Annotated in this window: 20 protein-coding genes and 3 tRNA genes; 4 read left to right on the top strand and 19 right to left on the bottom strand. The window is 44.6% G+C overall.

Going from position 1 to position 23,308, the window contains the following annotated elements; genetic code table 11:
• Positions 1 to 127 precede the first annotated feature (127 nt).
• A complete protein-coding gene (locus AC1EKB_RS01440; RefSeq protein WP_415694397.1) occupies positions 128 to 751 on the bottom strand; it encodes a 50S ribosomal protein L25/general stress protein Ctc in 624 nt (207 codons plus the stop codon).
• A 427-nt stretch (positions 752 to 1,178) separates the two neighbouring features.
• Here AC1EKB_RS01440 and AC1EKB_RS01435 point away from each other — a divergent pair, with 427 nt between their 5' ends.
• The gene (locus AC1EKB_RS01435; protein ID WP_415694396.1) at positions 1,179 to 3,248 is read left to right on the top strand and encodes an AMP-dependent synthetase/ligase; all 2,070 of its coding nucleotides are present in this window, start codon (positions 1,179 to 1,181) and stop codon (positions 3,246 to 3,248) included.
• A gap of 165 nt (positions 3,249 to 3,413) precedes the next feature.
• Here AC1EKB_RS01435 and era read toward each other — a convergent pair whose 3' ends face one another.
• The 6 genes from era to AC1EKB_RS01405 form a co-directional block, all read right to left on the bottom strand.
• A complete protein-coding gene (gene era / locus AC1EKB_RS01430) occupies positions 3,414 to 4,481 on the bottom strand; it encodes a GTPase Era (protein WP_481248643.1) in 1,068 nt (355 codons plus the stop codon).
• Positions 4,482 to 4,490: 9 nt separating this feature from the next.
• Positions 4,491 to 6,023: a hemolysin family protein gene (locus tag AC1EKB_RS01425; protein WP_481248728.1), complete on the bottom strand. Its 1,533-nt coding sequence runs from the start codon at positions 6,021 to 6,023 to the stop codon at positions 4,491 to 4,493.
• Complete coding sequence (ybeY, locus tag AC1EKB_RS01420; RefSeq protein ID WP_415694394.1) at positions 6,013 to 6,540, bottom strand: rRNA maturation RNase YbeY; 528 nt, start codon at positions 6,538 to 6,540, stop codon at positions 6,013 to 6,015. The genes AC1EKB_RS01425 and ybeY overlap by 11 nt, the downstream gene beginning before the upstream one ends.
• Before the next feature lie 2 nt (positions 6,541 to 6,542).
• The gene (locus tag AC1EKB_RS01415; protein WP_481248642.1) at positions 6,543 to 7,844 is read right to left on the bottom strand and encodes a PhoH family protein; all 1,302 of its coding nucleotides are present in this window, start codon (positions 7,842 to 7,844) and stop codon (positions 6,543 to 6,545) included.
• Positions 7,845 to 7,847: 3 nt separating this feature from the next.
• Positions 7,848 to 8,216: a histidine triad nucleotide-binding protein gene (locus tag AC1EKB_RS01410; protein ID WP_481248641.1), complete on the bottom strand. Its 369-nt coding sequence runs from the start codon at positions 8,214 to 8,216 to the stop codon at positions 7,848 to 7,850.
• 125 nt (positions 8,217 to 8,341) lie between these two features.
• Positions 8,342 to 9,139 carry a 16S rRNA (uracil(1498)-N(3))-methyltransferase gene (locus AC1EKB_RS01405; RefSeq protein ID WP_415694391.1) on the bottom strand — a complete coding sequence of 266 codons (798 nt, stop codon included), beginning with the start codon at positions 9,137 to 9,139 and terminating at the stop codon, positions 8,342 to 8,344.
• Positions 9,140 to 9,274: 135 nt separating this feature from the next.
• On the opposite strand from AC1EKB_RS01405, the gene AC1EKB_RS01400 reads away from it, so the two are divergent.
• Entirely contained in the window at positions 9,275 to 10,483 is a 1,209-nt protein-coding gene (locus AC1EKB_RS01400) for a succinate dehydrogenase/fumarate reductase iron-sulfur subunit (RefSeq protein WP_415694414.1), read from the top strand.
• Positions 10,484 to 10,529: 46 nt separating this feature from the next.
• Here the strand turns inward: AC1EKB_RS01400 and AC1EKB_RS01395 are convergent, their stop codons facing one another.
• The 5 genes from AC1EKB_RS01395 to AC1EKB_RS01375 all read right to left on the bottom strand — a co-directional run bounded on the left by AC1EKB_RS01395 (position 10,530) and on the right by AC1EKB_RS01375 (position 15,379).
• Entirely contained in the window at positions 10,530 to 11,354 is an 825-nt protein-coding gene (locus tag AC1EKB_RS01395; RefSeq protein WP_481248640.1) for an LOG family protein, read from the bottom strand.
• 110 nt (positions 11,355 to 11,464) lie between these two features.
• A complete protein-coding gene (locus AC1EKB_RS01390; protein WP_481248639.1) occupies positions 11,465 to 12,724 on the bottom strand; it encodes a Na+/H+ antiporter NhaA in 1,260 nt (419 codons plus the stop codon).
• Between the two features lie 153 nt (positions 12,725 to 12,877).
• A tRNA-Ala gene (locus AC1EKB_RS01385) sits at positions 12,878 to 12,950 on the bottom strand.
• A gap of 129 nt (positions 12,951 to 13,079) precedes the next feature.
• Positions 13,080 to 14,279, bottom strand: a complete 1,200-nt coding sequence (locus AC1EKB_RS01380) for a hypothetical protein (RefSeq protein WP_481248638.1) — start codon at positions 14,277 to 14,279, stop codon at positions 13,080 to 13,082.
• 104 nt (positions 14,280 to 14,383) lie between these two features.
• Positions 14,384 to 15,379: a DMT family transporter gene (locus AC1EKB_RS01375; RefSeq protein WP_415694386.1), complete on the bottom strand. Its 996-nt coding sequence runs from the start codon at positions 15,377 to 15,379 to the stop codon at positions 14,384 to 14,386.
• Between the two features lie 843 nt (positions 15,380 to 16,222).
• Between AC1EKB_RS01375 and AC1EKB_RS01370 the strand changes: the two genes are divergently transcribed.
• Positions 16,223 to 16,627, top strand: a complete 405-nt coding sequence (locus AC1EKB_RS01370; protein WP_004132948.1) for a pyridoxamine 5'-phosphate oxidase family protein — start codon at positions 16,223 to 16,225, stop codon at positions 16,625 to 16,627.
• A gap of 181 nt (positions 16,628 to 16,808) precedes the next feature.
• Here AC1EKB_RS01370 and AC1EKB_RS01365 read toward each other — a convergent pair whose 3' ends face one another.
• From AC1EKB_RS01365 to AC1EKB_RS01340, 6 genes are all read right to left on the bottom strand, one after another.
• Positions 16,809 to 17,258 (bottom strand): DUF3021 family protein, encoded by a 450-nt coding sequence (locus AC1EKB_RS01365; protein ID WP_481248637.1) that lies wholly within the window; start codon positions 17,256 to 17,258, stop codon positions 16,809 to 16,811.
• Positions 17,259 to 17,347: 89 nt separating this feature from the next.
• On the bottom strand, positions 17,348 to 17,848 hold the full coding sequence (locus AC1EKB_RS01360; RefSeq protein WP_481248636.1) for a LytTR family DNA-binding domain-containing protein: 501 nt from the start codon (positions 17,846 to 17,848) through the stop codon (positions 17,348 to 17,350).
• Between the two features lie 188 nt (positions 17,849 to 18,036).
• Positions 18,037 to 18,858, bottom strand: coding sequence for a histidine phosphatase family protein (locus tag AC1EKB_RS01355; protein ID WP_004130559.1), 822 nt, complete (start codon positions 18,856 to 18,858; stop codon positions 18,037 to 18,039).
• A gap of 9 nt (positions 18,859 to 18,867) precedes the next feature.
• Positions 18,868 to 19,302 (bottom strand): ribosome silencing factor, encoded by a 435-nt coding sequence (gene rsfS, locus AC1EKB_RS01350; RefSeq protein WP_481248635.1) that lies wholly within the window; start codon positions 19,300 to 19,302, stop codon positions 18,868 to 18,870.
• Between the two features lie 60 nt (positions 19,303 to 19,362).
• The gene (gene glmU, locus AC1EKB_RS01345; protein WP_481248727.1) at positions 19,363 to 20,775 is read right to left on the bottom strand and encodes a bifunctional UDP-N-acetylglucosamine diphosphorylase/glucosamine-1-phosphate N-acetyltransferase GlmU; all 1,413 of its coding nucleotides are present in this window, start codon (positions 20,773 to 20,775) and stop codon (positions 19,363 to 19,365) included.
• Between the two features lie 83 nt (positions 20,776 to 20,858).
• Positions 20,859 to 20,931 (bottom strand) — tRNA-Arg (locus AC1EKB_RS01340).
• A gap of 270 nt (positions 20,932 to 21,201) precedes the next feature.
• Here AC1EKB_RS01340 and AC1EKB_RS01335 point away from each other — a divergent pair.
• Positions 21,202 to 21,275 (top strand) — tRNA-Leu (locus tag AC1EKB_RS01335).
• Between the two features lie 355 nt (positions 21,276 to 21,630).
• On the opposite strand, the gene pyk is transcribed toward AC1EKB_RS01335, so the two are convergent.
• Positions 21,631 to 23,070, bottom strand: coding sequence for a pyruvate kinase (gene pyk / locus AC1EKB_RS01330; RefSeq protein WP_415694381.1), 1,440 nt, complete (start codon positions 23,068 to 23,070; stop codon positions 21,631 to 21,633).
• Between the last annotated feature and the right edge of the window lie 238 nt (positions 23,071 to 23,308).

The raw sequence follows: 23,308 nt of genomic DNA, 5'->3' as shown, positions 1-23,308 counted from the left end.
AGACACAAAGCTCTGTAAAGATTCTTGATTTTCAAAAAACCGCGCAAGCCAAGAAAATCTTGACTACGCGCGGCTTATAAATCTTAGAAAAACTTAGAAACTTTTACGAAAAATTCCTAAGCAAACCTTACTCGGCTGCAGGAGCGTCCGCAGTAGTAGCGGCAGCAGCTGCATCGGCTGCAGGAGCAGCAGCTGGCTCTTCTGTAGCAGCATCTTCTGGAACGGTAACGCTAACAACAGACTCTTCGCCATCCATGTCGAGCACAACGCCCTCAGGAAGCTTAACGTCTTTAGCAAACACCTTGGTACCATCGGTTAAGCCATCAACATTAACCACCAAGCGTTCTGGCAAGTTGGTAACGTCTGCACGAACCTTAAGTTCCTGAACGTCTACGAATGCAACAGCAGCACCCTTTGGAGTGCCTTCAACAAACACTGGCACCTCAACGTCAATCTTCTCGCCAGCCTTAACTTCGTAGAAATCAATGTGCTCAACAATGCGCTTAACAGGGTTGCGCTGAACATCCTTAACAACCGCGATTCGAGATTCCTTGCCAAACTTAATAGTGAACAAAGCGTTTGCGTGACGAAGCGAAAGAGTGGTCTCCCTCATTGGAAGAGTCACGTGTACAGGCTCAGCACCGCCAGCGTAAATGCTTGCTGGAATCAAATTTGCAACGCGCATGCGGCGGGCAGCACCCTTACCGAACTCATTGCGCACATTACCTTCAAGTGTAATCTTTGTAGCCATATCGGTCTCCTTATTATCTGGATAGATTGATTAACCCAGCTTCAGGCGCACCGACGCGCCGAAAACCATATTGGCATCAGCCCAGTCGATAACGGAACTTACACAACAATCGCAAGCAGCAATCGCAAAGCGCTCGTCGCAAGTATCGCAGTGTTATTCCCTCGCCAAAGCAACCTATCTAGTCTACAAAAACACTTTGACATGCGTTAATTCACAAAAATCCTAATGCAAAATTCGCAAAATTCTAATCCAATCAAAACACAAAAAGTGACTTGAGCTATACAAGCTATTATCATATATAAAAGAAGTAAGCGCGCATGCGATTGTGCGCTTAAAAACAAGCTGATTTTGTGACTCAAGTTGTAACACAAATTACACGTTGCAACACAAATTTATGATTCAAAATTGGCACAATTAAGGAGCAGACGTGTCCGTGCTAAACACACTCCAGCAGCAAGCTTTTAATCTTGCTCGCAAGGCTTTGCAAATTGGCAGCAACTTTGCGCATCCAGTTAGCGACGATCGCTCGGGAAGCCAAGACTACTCGCAAGTCGAAGAAAAACAAGAAGCAACAAACACGCTACTTGCGCAAAAATCGCGTCTGCCTCGCGTAGACCTTCCTCGCGTAGAAGAGTGGGGCGCAGAGATGCCAACCACAACGTTCTTAGACCCACAAACTGGCTTGTTGACTACAAAAACCGAGGGAAGCGCTCCGATAGACGAAGGCACAAGCATCTACGACTTGTATGCCGATAGAGCCGCACGCATGGGAGACGATCCGCTTTACACATACAAAGAAAACGATAAATGGGTTACAAAAACCGCAAATCAGTTCCTTAAAGAAGTGCGAGATGCAGCAAAAGGCTTGATTCACTACGGATTGCGCAAGGGCGATGCTGTTGCGTTAATGTGCAAAACCTCGTACGAGTGGGATATTGCAGACGCTGCTGTTATGGCTTGCGGAGGCGTGCTTGCTACGATTTACGACACTGATTCTGCCGAACAAATTCGCAACATTGTAAACAACTCCGATTCGCGCTTTTTGATTGTTGGAACAACCGACATGAAGGAGAAGGCAGATGGCGCAATCGAAGAGTGCCCAAGCCTTGAGCGTATTATTTGCATAGAAACAGGCGGATTGGCGGAACTTCAGGCTTTTGGCTACACTGTTAGCGACGAAGAGCTAGACGAGCGCATTGACTCTGTTAAAAAAACCGACTTGTGCTCAATCGTATACACTTCTGGCTCTACGGCTGCGCCAAAAGGCGTGGAAATGACGCATGAGCATTATTGCACAACCGCGTTAAACTTGCCGATTTATTTGCCAGATTTACTTAGCGAACCTAATGCTTCTGTGCTTTTATTCTTACCTCAAGCTCATTCATTTGCGCGCGCAATCAACTATATTGTTGTTGCTAGCACGCTTAGAATCTACATTGCGCAAGGCATTACAACGCTTATATCCGACCTTCAAGTTGCAAAACCAACAGTTATGATTGTTGTTCCGCGCGTGCTCGAAAAAGTGTATAACGCAGCTTCGCAAAAGGCAGGTCATGGCGCTAAGGGTCTTGCTTTCCAGGGTGCTGTTGTTACGGCTCAGCAATACATGAAGGAAGTACAAGATTATGGAGACGCTAAGGCGCTAACAAAGGCTCGCCGCGCTGCTTACGATCCACTGGTTTACCGCCCGATTCGCCAAGCGCTTGGCGGACGCGCGCGCTGGATTGTTGCTGGCGGGGCTCCACTTGACCCAGAGCTGCTTTCGTTCTTCCGCGGCGCAGGCGTGCCAGTTTACGAAGGCTACGGTCTTACGGAAACCACTGCCCCATGCGCGTTTACCCCTATTGGTGTTCCATTCCGCGAAGGCTCCGTTGGTATTGCTTTCCCAGCTTTCACTTTGCGAATTGCTAAAGATGGCGAAGTGCAAATTAAGGGCACTTGCGTGTTTAAGAAATATCACAAGAATGAAGAGGCCACAGAGACTTCGTTTACAGAAGACGGATGGTATGCTACTGGCGATTTGGGCAGAATTGACGACGATGGCATGATCTACATTACTGGCCGCAAGAAGGACTTAATCATTACTGCTGGCGGCAAGAATGTGGCTCCTGGCCCTATTGAAGAAGTGATTAAGCGTTGCGATCTTGTGTCTCAAGCGCTTGTTCTTGGAGATAAGAGGCCATTTATATCTGCTCTTGTTACTTTAGACGAGGAGATTTTGCGCAACTGGCTTAAGACCAAGGGCTTGGACGAGACTATGAGCATGGAAGATGCCGCAAATAACGCGGTTGTGCGCGCAGAAGTCCAAAAGTTTGTGGATATTGCAAATGAGGGCGTATCGCGCGCGGAATCTGTGCGAAAGTTCATTATTTTGCCAGAAGAATTTACTCAAGAAAACGGCTTGATGACGGCTTCTATGAAGATTATTCGCCCTCGAGTTATTAACCGATACGCTAATTTGCTTAACACGCAAATGTACACGATTCGCAAGAAGTAGCGCTTATGCGCGAATCAACTTGCATGGGCGCTTTGACTGAGCTTGCAATTGCATAACGCATTTCAAGCTCCTTCAAAGCGTGATTTGGCTCAAGCGTAAAGTCCAGTGGACTTTACGTGCCAAATCAGCCGAACGGCTACTAATAGCCGTGAGGAACAGTGAATGTTAGAACCCCAAGCGCTCAAGCTTCTTAGGGTCGCTCTGCCATCCCTTTGCAACCTTTACGTGCAAATCGAGCACAGCTTTAGCGCCCGTAATACGATTCACCGCAGTGCGCAAACGCTTCTTAACGCGCACAAGATGCTCCGCGCCGCGACCAATAATAATCGGCTTTTGCGAATCGCGCTCAACATACACCGACACAATCACATGCGCTTTATTATCGTCATATTGCGCATCGCCCCCATCGCCTGGGCACACAATGTCATCTACAACAACCGCCAGCGAATGTGGCAACTCGTCGTCAAGCTCCTCAAGAAAAGCCCCACGAATCAGCTCCGCAATCATGCTCGAAGGACTCTCCTCGCTAAGCTGATCGTCTGGATACATCTTTGGACCTTCTGGAAGATTGTCAATCAAAACCTTCTTAACTTCGTCAACATTGTCGCGTTCTAGCGCGCTAACTGGCACAATATCTGTAAAATCAGCAAACTGTTGAATCTCAATCAAATGAGACACCAACTCGTCGCGGCTTAGAGTATCAATTTTTGTTACGATTCCAATAAGCGGAACCTTCCACACCCAATTTCCAGACGCGTCTTTTTTGGCAAAATCGGAGCGAAGTCGGCTTAAGATTCTGCGATCTCCTGGCCCAATCTCTTGATCTGCTGGAAGCAAGAAAGCAATCGCATCCACATCTGCAAGCGATTCGTCTACAATATCGTTCAAGCGCTGGCCTAGCAAAGTGCGCGGTCTGTGGATTCCTGGCGTATCAACTAACACCATTTGCGCGTTTGGAGTTGTTAAGATTCCGCGAATCGCCTTGCGCGTTGTTTCTGGGCGAGAAGACGCGATTGCGATTTGCGTTCCAATTAGCGCGTTCATAAGCGTTGATTTTCCAACGTTTGGTCTGCCTACTACCGCAACAAATCCCGATTTATAGCCGTTAAAATCGGGCGCTTCTACGCTCGCTTTTAGGGAAGGATCTAAATTAGCAAACATTTCGTCATTCATATCGTCCATATCCTCATTCATTTCATCATTCATATCATCAACATCTTTCATACTATTCATAATTCAACGCTATTTATCGCCAGCAACTTGCGACGATTCGCTGTCTTTGCCACTATCTTTATCGCCATTCTTGCCATCAGTCTTTCCATCGCTCTTTCCGCTATTCTTGCCCCCACTCTTTTTACTATCGTCTTCTTCTTTAAGGCCTTGAATATCTTTAAGACCCTGAATATCTCGCTCAACTAGAATTGTGGAGACTTTCTTGCGCCGCCCAGCAGAATCAACCGCTGTCAACTTAAGGCCGCGAGTCACAGCACTAGACCCAACAATCGGCACATTTCCAAGCAGCTTAGTGAGCAACCCAAACACAGTGTCTACATCGTCTTCGTCTATATGCACTTCAAAAATATCTTCCAAATCGGCAATCGGCGTGCGCGCAGGCATTTTCCACACGCCCTTACTCACCTCTTGCGGATCCGCGTGCTGAGTGCGGTCGTGCTCGTCTTCTAGCTCGCCAACAATTTGCTCAATCGCGTCTTCAATCGTAACAAGCCCTGCAATTCCGCCATATTCGTCTACAACAACAGCAACATGCTGGCGGATTCGCTGCATTTCGTGGAATAAATCATCCACTGGCTTGGACTCTGGAACAAGCATCGGGCTTCTGCTAATCGTAGAAACCGCACGCTCAGATGCCGCTGGATTAAACACGGTTGCGCGCACAGCATCCTTCAAATACGCGATTCCTTCCAAATCGTCAACCGACTCGCCAATTATAGGCACACGAGAAAATCCAGATCTTGAGCATAACTTTAGGAAATTTTCCAGCGTTTCGTCATTTTTAACGCAAATCATATCGGTTCGCGGAACCATGATTTCGCGCGTTAAAGTGTCGGAAAGTGTAAGCACATTGCGCATCATCTCCGAAACTTCTGGGTCAAAATCGTTTGCTTCCACAAGCCTATCAATACTCGCTTTAGCTTGGTCTAATTGAATATTTTCCAACTCTTCGTCGTCAGAAAGCGCAACATTTTTCTTATGATTTTGACTTTGACTTTGCGAATCTCCACGGCTTGCGATTTTTGCAAAAGGATTCATAAAAACAGCAATCGAAATTATTCTAGACAAGCGCATTAGCTTAAAAACTGGCTGAGCTGCGCCCACTGACCTTGGCCGCACAAGAATTGAAACAATTGCAACAATCATTGCCACTATTAGTCCTATTAATAGCGTTAGCCAAAAAGACGCACCAAGAGCCGCCGCGATTGCTGCAAAAGCCACGCCGTCTAGCACATTACACACGATTCGCACAAACGCACACGCTCCGCTCGTAGCATATCTATCTGATATAAGCTTTTTTGCTCTGCGGATTCTAGCAAGCTTTCTCAAGCGAACGACCTGACTTTCGCTATCATTCGTTTGCTCTTCAATCATAAGATTATTAAGACTAGACCTTGTAACCCTTGGCACAGCTCCTTCCGCCGCCGCCATTGCAAGCGAAAGCCACACAAGCAAAACTGCGACTATTGCAATCGCACCCAAACAAGCCCACATATGCGCAGGCAAATCGGGAATCGGCGGAATTGTAATGTTATTTAGCATGATTTTTCTCGTATTCTTCCAGCTCATTTACAGCGCCCGATGGCAAAGTGGCGTCGTAAAGTTCGCCAGATCTAGCTGCAAAGAACGTTAGCAAAAGCTGTCTTTGCAAGCCAAACATCTGCTTTTCTTCTTGAGGCGTAGTGTGATCGTAGCCAAGCAAATGCAACATTCCGTGAATCGTAAGCAATAGCATCTCTTCCATTGTGCTATGCCCTGCCGCCGCCGCTTGCTGAGATGCTACCCATGGGCAAATCACAAGGTCTCCAAGCATTCCTTCGCTAACTTTGTCATCGCTTCCAGGAGTCAGCTCGTCCATTGGAAAGCTCATAACGTCTGTAGGGCCTTCTAAGTTCATCCACTTTTCGTGAAGACTAGCGATTGGCTCCGGATCCACAAAAGTAATCGACAAATCGGATTGAACGCTTACTCGCATTTGTTGCAAAACCCACATTCCAAGGTCAGAGAATATTTTTGGGTCGATTTGCCAAACGGTTTCGTTCATCACTTCAACACTCATGATTACTTGCTATTCCTCTCAAGATTTTGCGATTCAAGATTTTGCGATTCAAGATTTTGCGATTCGTTGCTTTCTAGCGATTCTTCGGTTGCTTGCGACTTTCCCCGCACATCCCTAGCACCACGCACACTACCCTTCTCGCGCCTAAAATCAGCCTCGCGCTTTTCCCACGCTTCGTACGCTTCTACGATTCGCCCAACAAGCTCCGCTCTAACAACGTCTTGCGCATTTAAGTGAACAAACGCAATACTTTTAACGTCTTTTAGCACGTTCTCAATCGAAGCTAAACCAGATTTTGGAACCGCTAAATCAACTTGCGTTCTATCTCCCGTAATCACCATTGTGGTGTTAAATCCAAGACGCGTCAAAAACATCTTAAGCTGCTGAACAGTAGCATTTTGTGCTTCGTCTAAAATAACAAAAGCGTCATTAAGCGTGCGCCCTCTCATGTATGCAAGAGGAGCCACTTCCACAACGTTCTCGTCCATATACCTCTTAAGTTGCGGCGCGCCCAACATGTCGGAAAGCGCGTCGTAAAGCGGCCTTAAATATGGGTCTACTTTGTCGTTTAGCGTTCCTGGCAAGAATCCAAGATTTTCCCCAGCTTCTACAGCAGGGCGCGTCAACACTATTCTTCTCACGCGGCCATCTTCTAAAGCTCTAACCGCCTTAGCAACCGCTAAATACGTTTTGCCAGTACCAGCAGGCCCAATACCAAACGTTACAGTATTTGATTCCATTGCTTGCACATAAGCCGTTTGACCCGCGGTTTTTGCGCGAACAGGATTCCCTCCTGCAAACGTTATCACACCTTTAGCCATTCGCGCTTTGCGGCTCATTGCGCGCCTTTTAGCATCTTCACTAGATGGCATTAAATCGGCAGAATCTCGCGCAAAATCGCTTTCCATTGAAGCAGAGCCAAAACCAGCACCATCTCCAGCCCCAGCACCAAAAGACTTTAATCCGCCAAAAACTCCGCCATTGTGCCCAATCCTATCGATTCGCACATTATGTTCAGCGCCTTTAAGCACATCTCTTTCTAACATACGTTTTACAGCATAGGAATCAACAGGAGCTTCGTAAGCGCAGTCAACTATTTTGCGCAACGCGTGTTCAGCTTTGCAAGCATCTTCCTCACTTCTTGCGCTTCTAGATACGATTTTCACACAATCCGCGTGAACGGAAATATCTACGCTTGGAAAAGCCTTCTCTAACTCTCTTAAGTTTGAATCTGCTGCTCCCAAAACAGCAACTGGGCTTAATTCGCTTGGAATTTGAACAATACGCGTTGTACTATTTGACACGATTTATAAACTACCTTCTTCAAGTTTTTCGCCTGTTAAAACATGAGCATGAACATGGAACACGGTTTGGCCAGCTTCCAAACCAGTGTTAAAAACAAGGCGATAATCTCCATTATAAAAGTCGTTTGCAATTTTTTGCGCAACGCATGCAATATGAGCCAAAACAGCAGAATCATTTTGCGCAAGCTCTGCAACATTCTTGTAATGATTGCGCGGAACAATCAAAACATGCACCTTGGCTTGCGGATTAATATCGTTAAAAGCCACTACCGCATCGTCTTCATACACTTTGCTGCTTGGAATTTGCCCATCAATTATCTTGCAAAAAATGCAATCGTCGTCAGTTTTGTATGTTTTGCATGCTTTATCCATTATTTTGCCCACTTTTCAATAATTCTTATTGCAATTCTTATTGCCAAATACCATTTACTATTTTACACAGAACACGCACAAAGCTAGCAAAGATTGCTAGCAAAGATTGCTCGCAAAATTGCTTACTATTCATACCTTCCAAGCGCTCTAGAAAGCAATGATAAGCATACTGGCCCTGCTGTAGATGCGCGTAAAATATTGCTTCCTAAAACGCAACTTTTAGCTCCAGCGTCTATAAAACTTTGCACTTCTTCTTCGCTAATTCCGCCTTCTGGCCCCACAATTACGTAAACAGTGCGCGTTTTGCCGTCTTTTAAGCATTTTTCTGTTAAGTCGTTTACGTAGTTTTCGATTTGACTAAAAGAATCCGTTGCGTCTTGATGCAAAACAACTACAAGACTTCCATAAACGCATGCACGCCTACAAATCGCTAGAATCTGCTTGCTTGTAACTGGCTCTAAAAGCTGTGGCATCCACGCTCTGCGCGATTGCTCCGTAGCAGCCTCAAGCACCTGATTCCAACGCTTATCTGTGCGCCCTGGCTTCCATTTTGAGATTGACCTATTTGCACACCAAGGAATCACTTCGTCTACTCCGATTTGCGTAGCCATGTCTATTGCTTGCTCATCATGGCCCGTTTTTGCAAGTGCCTGAATCAGCGCTAATCGGGTTGTTGGCGCTGCCTCTTTTATAAACGAATCTACTCTAACTAATCCGTTTTCACTGTCTGTAATCGTTGCGTGAATTCGCACTCCTTTTCCGTCCGAAAGGTCTAATGAATCGCCCTCAGAAAGTCGCATTGCGCTTATTGCATGCCTTTTAACGTGTTGAGGCAAGCTAAGAGTCCACCCTTCTTCAATACCGTTTGCAAGAACGGGCGCATCGTCCTTATTTGTATCCAGCAAAAACAAAGCATCTGTCATAATTTAAGCCTAACGTTAGGCGCAGCCAACATTTTTGCTACTTATTGCTACTTATTGCTACTTATGTAATTACTCAAGTATTTCTGTGCAAGTATTATGGCAAACTAGAATTGTATGAATTGGAGGTATGCGCAAATGGTTGACGATTTTAGACGCAACTTTGCGCATTCCATTAATCAAGATTGCACTTTACAAGATGAAGCTTTTGTGACTTTTCGCATATCTCGTTTTATACCAAATAATGGCTCTTGCGATTCAGCGGTTGCTGGCGATTCTTGCGATTCTTTCAATTCCGCGGTTGCTGGCGATTCAAGCACCAATTCAAGCACCAATTCAACCGATTCAACCCCAAGCGCTTCCGCCAACTCCCCTGGTTTAGTTAGAAGGCACAGGGAAAGTCCTTTTGCAAAAAAGCGCAAAAGTAGTCCATTCCAGACTCAAAATTCTGGTGATTTACAAGCTAAACCATTAAGCGGAAAACATTGGATTCAAGATTATACGATTCGTGCGCGCAAAAACGACACGATTTTAGACTGTTTGCTTAAAATTAAGCGCACACTAGACCCCACTTTGGCATTTAGATACTCTTGCGGTCACGGCGTTTGCGGATCGGATGCTGCAAATGTAAACGGCATGCCTACTTTGCTTTGCACAGCTACAATCGCCCAAAACGCTAGGCAAAATACGCAAACTCAAGGTGTTAGATCAAGCGGTTTTAGAAAAACTGGTGGCGTAAAATCGCAAGCAACCGCAACAACTACACCCACAACATCAACCACATCCGCAGAAAATCACAATCTGCAAGTGCAATCTAAAGAAATTCTTTCTTTAATCCAAAATGGAAGCTTTGGCATTATTGAGATTGCGCCACTTTCAGGCTTTGCTGTTCAAAGAGATCTTATTTGCGATCTTTCCCCAATGATTGCGCAGCTTAAAAGACTTGAGCCATATTTGCAAGCGCAAAATATTCAAACAAGAAACAGCAGCGGAAAGCTTGCGATTATTGAGTTTTTGCAAAACCCAGAGCAGCTTGCAAAGTTTGAGCTTTTAAGCAATTGCATAATGTGCGGAGTGTGTGAAGGAATTTGCCCAGTTTATGCAGGCGGAGAAGCGTTTATTGGGCCTGCAGCGCTTATAAATGCTGCGCGATTTATTAACGATTCTAGAGATAACGCCACTAATCGAAGATTAGAGTTGGCGGATTCTAGCGACGGCATAAGCGCGTGCCAATCCGTGCGCGCATGCTCTAGGCAATGCCCACGCGGAATCGACGTTGGAGAAGAGATTTGGCAACTTACAACGCTTATAAATGAGCGAAAAATAAGCCAAAATAAGCAAGAATAAGATAAGACTAGCCACAAGTATCTAAGATTAGATAAGACAGCTAAGACTAGCTAATAAACTTATCTCCGCTAGCAATTCGCACAGCTTCTAGAGGATCGTCTGTAATCGCAAGCAAACTAGGGTCAAAAGACGATATAAGTCCTCTTTCTTTAACCGTAGTTTCAATCCAATTCATAAGACCTTTCCAATATTCGCTGCCAAAAAGAACAACAGGAATTTTAGAAACCTTATGTGTTTGAACAAGCGTAAGCGACTCAAAAAGCTCGTCCATTGTGCCAAAACCGCCTGGGCACACAATAATTCCCGAGGAATATTTTAAGAACATTGTTTTGCGAACAAAAAAGTAGCGGAATCGCATTCCAAGATTTACCCATTTGTTTAAGCCCTGCTCGTGAGGCAATTCGATTCCAAGCCCAACGCTTGTTCCACCAGCTTCTGCAGCTCCGCGATTTGCTGCTTCCATAATTCCAGGGCCGCCGCCTGTAATCACCGCAAAACCGCGTTTTACAAGCTCTTTGCCCATTATGCGAGCGCTATTATATTCTGGCTCATCTGACTTTATTCGAGCAGAACCAAACACGCTAACAGCTAATCCAAGTTTTGCTAAAGCGTCGAAGCCATCCACGAATTCGGCTTGTATTCTAAGAACTCGCCAAGGGTCAAGACCTTGCCACGCGTAATTATTATGCGAATCGCCATTAGGCAAATCGTGTTGCAGCAGCGTTTCCGTTGTGCTTTCCTTAGGAATCATTGGCCCGCGCATCATTACGGCGCCGCTGTAATAAGTGTCTTTCCAAGGTGAGTTCTGTTCGCTTTGCGCGCGCAAGTCGCAAGAATTATCTAAATTATCTAAATTATTATTAGAAACCATAAGTCACCTTCTAAAACCTTCTAAAACCTTCTAGTCACTTTCTAGTCGTCTTATAATCGCGATTAAAAAACGCATTAAAGTCAATCTTAATCACTTTTAATTGCTCTTAATCACTCTTCAATATCGTCTAATTCTTCTTCCATATGATTCGATTGCTTTGCAAGCATAAATCCCGAAACAGCAGCCGCAATAATAGACGCCACTAGCACGCCGAATCTCGCTTCTCCCGAAAGATCCGCGTCGCTGTATGCAAGCGAAGCGATTAACAAAGACACAGTAAAGCCAATTCCGCACGCGCATGCTGTAGGCAAAAGATCGCGAACGCGCAAATCATCTGGAACGCGCAAGCCCATAACTTTCTTAGCAATCCAAGCTGTAATCATAATTCCAAGAGGCTTTCCAACAACTAGTGCAATCGTAATCGCAATTAATATTGGAGACAAGAACAGCTGCCAAGTCAAAGTTTCAAAATGAACTCCAGTTGCAAAAAGTGCAAAAACTGGAAGCGCAAACAAAGAAGACAAAGGCTGAATTTTTTGGCGATACCTTTCGGCTCTAAGCGACTTTTCGCCATGAACAAGATGCGCAGGAGTTAGCAAACCAACCATTACGCCTGCAAGAGTAGGGTGAACGCCAGCTTGATACATCATAACCCACGCAAGCAAGCCAACAAGCGCCACAACAGGCCATGGAACGCGCTTTAATCGCACAAGCATAGTCCACACTAATCCGCATAAAACAACTCCTACAAACCAATACCACGCGTTAAGCGAAGAGAAGAATAATGCGATTAATGCAATTCCAAGAAGATCGTCGACTGTAGCCAAAGTCATTAAAAATGCGCGCAATGCTTTAGGAAGCGTTTTAGCAAAAAGCGCAAGAACCGCTAGCGAGAACGCTATATCTGTTGCCGTAGGAATAGCCCAGCCAGCGCGAACCATATCTAAAGACGGAAGCGCTCCAGAAGTAAGTCGCATAATCTCTTGACCAGCGTGCAACTCCGAGAATATTGTAACAGTTCCAGCAAAAAGAATAGGCGGAACAATCATGCCACCAACCGCGCAAATCATTGGCATTGCTGCCGCGCGAGGGTCTCTAAGAGAACCTGCAATAAGCTCGTGCTTTAAATCTAAACCAACTGTAAGGAAGAAAATAGTTAACACGCCATCTTGAACCCAGTGGCTAATCGACATGTGAATATTTGTGTACGGAATTCCGATTTGCGTGTGAGAAACAGCTTCAAAAATCGCAGACGTAAATGGCAAATTTGCAAGCATTAATCCAGCTAAAGCGAATCCGAGCATAATCAACCCAGACGTACGCTCATTATTGGCTATTTTGCATGCCACTTTCCACGCGCGCTTTAACATGCTGAATTATCTCCTATGAGTTTTAAGTTAAGTTTTAAGTTTAGAATGTTTGTGCAAAATATGATTTACATGCACTAGGACTTACAAGTATATAAGATACGTATCGAAATATAACAAAAACGCCACTCCGATTAGAAGTGACGTTTCAAATTGTGGAGCTAGGGGGATTCGAACCCCCGACCCCCTCCATGCCATGGAGATGCGCTACCAGCTGCGCCATAGCCCCGTTTTTAATTGTGCGGCTCAAACGAACCTTTGATAGAATACAACAGATTTTGCTGCCAACCAAACTCGGCGTGTCGCATGCAGCGGTTTTAGCGACTATTACTATTCGCAGCTGCCTATTCTCCACTGCCTATTCTCCGCTGCTAGATTGCTGCGAGCCAGATTCACCTTGTTGTGCAGAAGATCCGCCACTCACTCCGTTAGTCGAAGTCGAAGGCGAAGACGGCGAAGAATCGCCAGAAACCGAGGAATCGCCTTTAGACCCGCGCGCGCCAGGATCCGCTCCAGAAACGCCAGAATCCACAGAGCTTTGCTCGCCAAAATCTGCCTTAGACTCATTTGAATCTAAAGAAGAGGAAGACCCTTCGTGAGTCTTTTTATCTTGCTTTTCGCTAGGATTCTTGCTCGAAGAATTTTCACCGTCTTTACTATCTTTGCTGTCTTTACTATCTTTCTCGTCTTGCGCATCTTGAGAGTCTTTTTGCGCGTCTTGAGAGTTCTTATCTTGATTTTGAACGCCATTATTTTGGCCATTTTGCCGCATTTGATTATTTGGATTCGCTCCATTATTCTGCTCGGTATTTTGGCCAGAAGGCACTAAATTATCTGTACCCTTTCCTTGAGTAAACAGCAACACAATGCCAGCAGTAAGAAGAACAGCAGCGAGCGCACTTAAAATAGCAATAACAATCGTAAGCTTCTTATACTTCGCTTCACTATTTTCGTAATCACTTCTGCCGCCTAATGCGCGTTTAGCGTCGTTAAGAGTAAGAATCGAGTCTTCGTCTCCTTCCGAAAGCGCATTATCTTCTTCTTTTAGTTTTCTTAAGGAAGACAATTCCATAACACTCGTGCTTTCGGCACTAAGTGCTGGCGACTTACCCAATTTTGCGTTTTGTGAGTTTGAAGAATCGCCATCTAGTGAAGAATCGCCAGCAAAATTTGCATTATTTGCATTAGAAGCCATTGCAACAACTCTTCTAGCTTGTTTTTCTTTACTCGAATCGCCCATATTATTGTAAACTTCGTATTCTTTAGGCATATCATCCTCTAGTGCAATAAAACGCGCATTATTTACCACTTTAGTGTCATCTTCTTCATAGCGGCTTGAACCCGACTTTAACGCAGAAGAAGACTGTATCTTTTTTGAAGACGCATGAATAACATTTTGATAAAGTTGCGATGCTACAGCAGACACAATAGAACCCATTGCAACGCCAATAACAGAGCCAGCTATGCCAATTTTTGACGAAAGCAAAAACGCAGTTACAGCTGCAAGAGAGCCAGCTAGAACTTGCGTAAATGATATTCCCTTAAAGAAGTTCTTCACAAGCACACCTTAAAAATCGTTATCTACCACTATTCACTAAGCAATATGCACCAATTAGTAATCGCCAAAAATATTCACTAATTAGTGTTCAAATTGAGTACTACTTAGATTGTAGATGCTGGCACAGATGCCACTTTTGCTTTAGATTTATAAGCGCCTTGCTTTTTTCTTGCGCGCATTAGCTCAATATGCTCTGCCAAACTTGCAAGCAAAATCGCAGCAAAAATCAATGCGAATCCAACAAAAGCCATGTTTGTTACACGCTCATTGTAAAGAATGCTAGAAAATAGCAATGTAAACAAGCATTCTGTGCACATAATCACAGAAGCATTAGCTGTAGAAAGATAAATCAGCGTGTAGTTTTGAATAATTTGCGCAAGAACAGTTACTATCACTATAAGATAGAACATGTTTGTAAACGTAATCCAATTATCTTCTGCACTAAAGTTAGGCAAAGGCTCGCTTATTGCAGCTCCAAACAAAAATAGAACTCCAGAAACACTAAACTGGCCGAATGTTAAAGCAACGGGATTGTATTGTCTAGAATAATACGCTAAGTATGTTAAGTTAAACGCAAAAACCGAAGCGCAAATAAGAGTTAAAACATCTCCGTGAGAAAGCGTAAGAACAAGAGATCCTGGCTTTAATGCAACGAATCCAACGCCAACAACGCATGTTAAAGCCGCAATAATTCCTAAAAGCGTTGGCTTTTTTCTAATAATCATCCACGCGGAAAATGGCGCTATAACGCAGTAGGCTGCTGTAAGAAAAGCGCTTCTGCCTGGATCAATCCACCTTAATCCTTCTGTTTGCGTAACTAAAGATGCGTAGTACGTAACGCCCGTTAAAAGAGAAGGAATTATTAGCTTTTTAGTAAAGTTTTTGCGAATCGTCTTAAAGAAGACTACGCCCATTATTATGCACGCTCCAAGCATGCGAACTCCCATAAGCCATTGCGGTGGGAATACCTCTAGAGCGTATTTAGATGAGACGTAGCTTCCGCCCCAAATCGCGGCGCATAAGAGCAACATGATTCGCGCGATGTTTACGTTAATTCGATTATTCTGCCTTGGTTGAACCGCGCTATTTATTTCACTCATGTCACTCCCCTCATTTTCTTGCAAATAACAAGTCTATAACATTAAATTTTTCTTTAAGTTAACTAAATTGCCTTATAAACTTTATAGAATAGCCACAAAAACAAGAAAAGTACAACACATCGGCGTTCCTTCGGAAAATTTCCTAATTGACAACTGAATTGATTGTACACACTGCGACTTTACCTTAATATTTACAATTCATGATTTACAACCCATGACTTTATAGTCGCTTCGACCTGCTTTTTCGCTACACTCTAAACGAAAAGGCAGGTCATGTCGTTAGCGCGGTCTAAGCGCGCTAACGTCTTCGCCACACAGAAGCAGTGCTTCTGCCTTGAGTGGCTCAGCGCTCCGAATTGCCTTTTCGCGCTACGCTTTAAACGAAAAGGCAGGTCGGAGCGCAAGCAAGGTAGAGATTCGAGATTTTTCGCCGCGAAAGAGGTGAGCCTCAGCGCCGAAGGTGGTGACTCGCCGAGAGAGCAAGAAAAATCGAGAATCTCGGCGATGAAAATCACGTAAAAGTTCTAGATATTCAGAAGGTTTGATGTATTTCTATACGAGCAATAAAAGAGGAGCGTAGCGACGGGACTTGCGAGGAGAGAAATACTCAAACCTCGCGCAATACCAAGTAAGGGAAATCGTTCGCGCAGTCAAAGCGCCCATGCAACTCGATTCGCGTACTTTGGTCAATTAGTGATTTATGTCACAAGCTTAGGTGTTTTTGCAAAAACTTGCCGAATTTTAAGCCTTTATATGCACGATTGCGCGTAATCTTAAAGGTGATTGAAACATAATCGTATGATTGCGCGATTGCACAATAATCAGTTGAAGAAAGGACTCAACATGGCAACTCTTAGTGAAGATATGAAGACTTTTATTGAGAACAATTTGGCTTGGATTGCAACGATTAGCAAAGATGGCGAGCTTGATCTTGGCCCAAAGATGTCGATGTTTGTTCTAGACGATAATCACCTTGCATACCACGAGCGCACTGCAGGTCAGCATTTTAAGAACTTGCAAGACGGCAGCCAGCTTGTTGTTGCCGTTGCAAATTTGGCAGAAAAGAAAGGCTATCGCTTCCGCGGAACAGTTACACTTCACACAGATGACGCGATTTACAACGAGCAGGTTCGCGTTGCAGAAGAAAAGGGCACAAAGAAGCCTGCTGCTGTTCCTGTTATGGAGATTAATGAGATTCAGGATTTGACTTCTGGAGCTAATGCTGGAAAGACGATTGCTAAAGATTAGTCAAAATACTAATTTTTAGCAAAAATCTAGCAAAACGCCGAATAAATTATGACCATTCTATGACGCGTTTTAGAATAGCGAGTGGCGTTCTTCTTCAAAGGCGAAGATGAACACCACTCAATTTTTATTTGATTATTTTATTTACTTAAATTTTTACTTAAATTATTTAATTGTCACTAATTTACTTGCTTTCTTTACGCAATACTTGCAATCTAGCGTTCATTTCTTCCGCTTTCTTCTTCTCGAAGTAATAAATTATTGCAGCAATTGCAATCGGGAAAATAACAGTGAACGCAATCCATCCGCAAATCACAGCTGGCTCATCTTTGAATGAAATCCACCCAACAATAACCGATACAATAAATTGAATAGCAATTGGTGGAACTAGTGCAAAAACGAACTTCGCAAGATTTGACATACGCTCATTCGACCAAAAAATAGCGAACACTCCATAGCCTATGCCAATAACAAACGACGCTACAGCATAAGATGCAATTCTGTTTCCAACTGCGGTATGCGCTAACAGGCTCGACACAAAACTAATTGCAGTAAAAATAGTGCACGCTATGCCAATGCCTTTAACAATGTTTTTTACCATTGTTTTGCCTATTGTTGTAACTTGCTTTTCCATAATAATCGCTTCCTTTTTAAGTATTAAAAAATTAGTATTAAAAATTTGTATTAAAATTTTGATAGTTTTATATTTGACTACGCTTAAAACTACATTCCCAAGCGCTTTTTGAACGAGCTCAAGCATCTGCGACTAATCCACTCAACGCTTCCGTCGTCCATTTTTACGCTCATACTTCCGCCGAATCCTGGATCAACTCGAACAATGCGATTTAAGTTCACGATTGCGGACTTAGATATGCGCACAAACGACGCGAATTGCGGATTGTCAAAATCCATTAGGCGCTTGTAAGACACGCACTCGCCTTTATCACTGTGAATGATTACGCGCGAATTTTCTACGCAAATCATAATCACATCTGGCTCGTGCATAACAATAATCGAATCATTAATATAACCGTATATAAATGAATTATTGTTGCTATTTGCCGCATTCTCAGTATTATTTTCGGCATTGCTTGATTTTGCATCTTTAGAATCAATGCTTTGCAAGCTGGCTATAATGCGTTTAAGATTATCGTCAATATTGTGAACTGACAATTGAGCGCACTGCTCTTCTTCTGGCGGCACAATAGCAATTGTTACTTTCATCAAGCCTCCCTTCCGTATACTACCGTTAGCTTTTGCTAGCTTTGTTAGCTTCTGCTAACTTTTCTTAGCGTTTGCTAGCTTTTTGTTTTGTAATTTTGACTATACGGCACTGTAAATAGTCTGTCTTTACAAAATCGCTAAACGGTAGTTTTCGAAATATAAGCGGTAAAAAGGAGAGATTACGAAGATTAAGCTGCTCCCCAAATGCGAATAAGACGCTGGCTTGTAGGATCTGCTGCAGGACCTTGATCGTAAGCATCCAAACGCCAATGAATCGAGCCATCTGAGTTTTGGCTTGGAATTAAGCGCGCCCAACGACCGTTTCCCATTCCGCCAATCGTCTTATAAGAAGGATCTACCTTGTCTAATCCAAGAAGCTTATGAACAGTTTGAGAAAGGCAAGATCCGTGCGAGAACACTAGTAAATCGCGGTCCGATCCAGTTTTGCGCGCCCAATCTTCTACAGCTTTCGCCGCGCGCTCGCCAACTTCTTGCTTAGTTTCTGCACCGTGATTAAGCTCGCCACCTTCGCCTTTTACCCAAGCATTAAAATCTTCAGGCCATTTTTCGCTAATTTGCTGGCGATTAAGGCCTTCCCACTCGCCAAAAAATCGCTCGCGCACGCCATCTTCAACATGCACATTAAGACCAATCTTATCTGCAAAAGCGTGAGCCGTTTGTTGTGCGCGAATAAGCGGCGAAACAATGGCAACAAAACTAGCGTCGGCTTCTTCTGGAGTAATGCGCACGTGCTCCTGGCTATTTGGATTCTTTGGGTCTTCTAAGTCGGAAGCTCCAAAAAGCACTCGCAAAGCCTTGCCAGAGCGAGTCACCTGGTCTATTCCAGACTCATCTAAAGCAATATCAATCATGCCTTGAAGTCTAAATTGTGCATTATAAGGCGTCTGACCATGGCGAACAAGCATCACAGAACGCGCAATGCCCTCGTGAGCGCTGTTTTTATTGGCATTATGTGCAATCTGCGTTGCGCTTTCAACAAAATCCACCATTATCTTGAGCTACCTTTCAGACTCTTGATCATCGCCATTTTGCGCATCATCGCCATCGCCACGCGCATCATCATCATGCCCTGGAAGTTGCAAATCAATTGCAGGGCAATCATTCCACAAGCGCTCAAGGCGATAAAACTCGCGCGCTTCCTCGTGCATAATATGAACCACAAAGTCGCCAAAATCAAGCAAAATCCACTGTGCTAGTTCTAAGCCTTCTCTAGATATTGGCTTGCGTTTGCTGTCTTTTAAGTACAAGTCTTTTTCGATTTCTTCGCTAACAGCTAAGACTTGACGCTCGTTAGATGCAGAAACAACCAGCATAGCGTCTGTAATTCCAAGCAGATTGCTAACGTCAAAAGCTTGGATATTAGTGGCTTTTAACCTATCGGCTGCAGCCGCAGCAATCCTAATCGCGTTAACAGAGCTTTCTAAAGCCGCCATATGTTTCTCCTAACTTACCGTGCTTACCGTGCCCGTACCTACCGTCAACCAACGAATCGTCTAATTTCGCTCCCAAGCTGGCTTCCAGCCTTCTACAACGTGCTGAGTATTTTCCGAATACACCATGGAATCCGCTGGAACATCGTGACGAACAACAGAGCCTGCACCCGTTGTAACTCCATCTCCAACAGTAACGGGAGCTACAAACAGGTTTCCTGCACCAACATGCGCGTTAGAGCCAATAGTCGTATGGTTTTTATGCACGCCATCGTAGTTTGCTGTAATCGTTCCACCGCCGATGTTCGTGTGCTCTCCCAAATCAGCGTCGCCCATGTAGCTCAAATGCGGAACCTTAGTGCCGTTTCCAATATGCGCTTTCTTCATCTCCACAAACGCGCCCGCTTTGCTCTCCTCGCCAAGCACATTTCCTGGTCGCAAGTACGTCCACGGACCAATGTTTGCAGCGCGGCAAATATGCGATTCTTGCACACGCGAGCGCTCTACAACCGCATCTTCATCTACCTGAGCATCAATAAGCGTAGTGTACGGCCCTACAACAGCACCGCTTTTAACAGTTGTATGCCCTTGCAAGAAGCACCCTGGAAGAACCGTAACATCTTCTTGCAAAACAACATCATCTTCAATCCACGTGTTTTCTGGGTCTAGAATCGCTACGCCTTCAAGCATCCACTTTTCGCAAACACGCTTGTTATATGCTTTTGCAAGCGCAGATAACTGAACGCGCGTATTTACGCCTTCCACGCTCAACGAGTCTGCTGCTGCCATTGCTCCAACTCGCCCCATTGTGCGAGCATGCTCCAGCGCATCCGTTAAGTAGAATTCACCTTGAGCGTTCTTGGAATCAAGGTTTTCTATAGCATCGCTAAGCACTTCAGCGTCGAACACGTATACAGACGTATTAACTTCCTTAATCGCAAGCTCTCCTGCATTGGCATCTTTGTGCTCAACAATGCGCAAAACATCGCCATTTTCGCCGCGCACAATTCGCCCATAGCCAGTGGCGTCGTCTAAAACAGCGGTTAAAACAGTTGCCGCGTTTCCTTGATTATTGTGAAAATCGATTAATGATTGCAATGTTTGCGTATCTAAAAGTGGCATATCACTTGCTGCAATTAACACAGAGCCACTAAGCGCACTGCCGCATTCTTGCTTTGAAGCCTCGTTAAGATCATGCATTGCGCATTGCACAGCCCTACCCGTTCCAGGCTTATCGTCTTGATTTACAATACGCACAGCACTGTCGTAGCTTTGCGCAGCTGCCGACACTCGTTGCGCTTGAGCGTGCACTACAACAGCAAGCTCCTTAGGATTTACGCCTGACATTGCGCTCATTACGCGATTTAGGAATGTTTTTCCAGCAAACTTATGCAATACCTTCGGCGTTGTTGAACGCATGCGCGTACCATCACCTGCTGCTAGAATTATTGATGCTGCTACATTATGGTTTTCCACTACACTATGATTTTCCACAAGTGCTCCTTATTTTTCACAATACGTGACAAACATTTTTCACATAACACAAGAGCAAAGCAAAGTGCCCCCGACGCGATTCGAACGCGCAACCAACGGATTAGAAGGCCGTTGCTCTATCCATTGAGCTACAGAGGCGCAAGTTGTAATTATACCAAAATTCTTACATCAACACACCCAGTCTTAAATAATTTGCAAATTAATATTTCTGTTTTGATTCTGTTTTGATTCTGTTTTGATTTATATTTATTTATTTTTATTTTACTTTGGGTTTTTAGCGCGCGTTTGCTGGCGATTTTTCCGCGCGTTTACAACTCGCTTTCTTACGCGCAACACGCGGTATATTTGATTACTCTACAAAATGTGGTATAGTCATCAAGTCGCGTTAAAACGCGGATAATTTAAGATGCCCCTGTATCCCAATTGGTAGAGGAAACAGCCTCAAAATCTGTGCAGTGTGAGTTCGAGTCTCACCGGGGGCACGTGCACAACGCCGCTTACATTCTAAGCGGCGTTTTTGTTATCTTCATTCCTGCGTTTGTTCCCTTTTTGGCTCAAATGATATTTGTTATCTTCTCCTCCCACACCCACGCGAGATTTTGCACAACATACAAACAACACACCAAACGACACACCTAATTCTCGTAGCGCTTTTCATTCCTGCATTTGCTCCCTTTTTGGCTCAAATGGTAAACAAACGCGGGAATCGACGACTTCAAACTTAAATCGTAACGTAAGAAATCACAAGATTCGCACTAAACAAAAACGCGCACCCAAAAGGATGCGCGTTTAAGAAACTAACGATTAACTAGCAATCAACTATCGATTAGCTAGCAATTAATCGCAAGCACCAACGGTATGAACGTAAATAGAGTCGGTACGACCAGCCTGACGCTCGCCCTGAGCAGTGCTCAAAACAACAATCTTGTCGCCGTCTTCAACCTTGCCAGCTTCACGAAGAACCTTGTCGGTAAAGATCATAAGATCGTGACGGTTCATATCGTGGTAGTCCTCGTTAATCAAGAAGCCTTCAGTGCCCCAGCTCAAAGCCAACCAGTGATAAGTGTGCTCATTGTTGGTCAAGCCATAGATTGGAGCAGCTGGGCGCTCGCGAGAAATGCGATGAACGGTACGACCAGTTTGCGTGTAAGCAACAATCGCCTTAGCGTTGAGCTTGTCTGCCAAGTCAACAGCTGCAGAAGAAACTGCACCCGTGCTAGACATGTCAAGCTCCACAGCTGGAATGCGATCATAACCGTTATCAGTCGCGTATTGAGAAATACGAGACATGGTCTGAACGGTAACTGCTGGATACTTGCCGACTGCGGTCTCGTTAGAGGTCATAGTTGCATCGGCGCCGTCAAGAACAGCGTTAGCGCAATCAGAAGCCTCTGCACGAGTTGGAACTGGAGAGTTAACCATTGATCCAAGAACTTCGGTAGCAACGATTACTGGCTTTGCGTATTGGCGAGAAAGCTCAATGCAGCGCTTGGTAACGAGTGGAACCTGCTCAAGTGGCATCTCCACTGCCATATCTCCACGAGCAACCATAATGCCGTCGAAGGTCTTAACAATCTCTTCCAAGTTTGCAACAGCCTGTGGCTTCTCAATCTTTGCAACGATTGGAATGCGGCGGCCTTCTTCGTCCATGATTTCGTGAGCGCGATCAATATCGGTAGCAAAACGCACGAACGACATTGCAATAATGTCTGCACCCGTGCGAATAGCCCAACGAAGATCAGCCTCATCCTTTTCAGTCAATGCTGGAAGAGAAACGGCAACGCCTGGAAGGTTAATGCCCTTGTGGCTAGAAACTGGGCCAGCAACAACAACCTTAGTGTGTACGTCGTTGCCTTCTACCTTTGTAACCTCAAGACGAACCTTGCCATCATCAATCAAAATTGGATCGCCTGCGTGGCAATCTCCTGGCAAACCCTTGAAGGTTGTGGAAGTGCGATGCTCATCACCCTCAATATCGTCTGTGGTGATAACGAACTCTTGACCCTCTTCCAAATAAACCTTGTCTTCGCCGTCAGCGTTCTTCTTGAACCAACCGCAACGAATCTTTGGGCCTTGCAAATCAACAAGAGCAGCAACATTACGACCAGTAGTCTTTGAAGCTTCGCGCACATTGTTGTAAACGCGCAAATGATCTTCAGGAGTGCCATGCGAACGGTTTAAGCGAGCAACATCCATGCCAGCTTCAACAAGCTTGGTAATGCCCTCTAACGATTCGGTAGCTGGTCCAATAGTATCAACGATTTTGGCTTTTCTCATAATGCCTGCCTGTTTCCTTTGTTTATTTTTAAATGGGAAAATACCCACTTTCCGAGTAATAGTGTACCAGCAAATTGTGACCTATGCGCAAAACTCGCGCTTATTTATTTACTACGATTAAACATGACTAACTTGCGACAGACTTACGACTAACTCACAATCAACTTGCGACTAGTCACGCTAACTTATCAATCATTTTCTTTCAGCGCAATCTTTCAGCGCAAGTTCTATAAGTTTA

The sequence above is a fragment of the Gardnerella sialicivorans subsp. sialicivorans genome (genome assembly GCF_056746795.1).
Note: the sequence above shows the minus strand (reverse complement) of the source record. Positions and strands in the feature narration are given on the sequence as shown.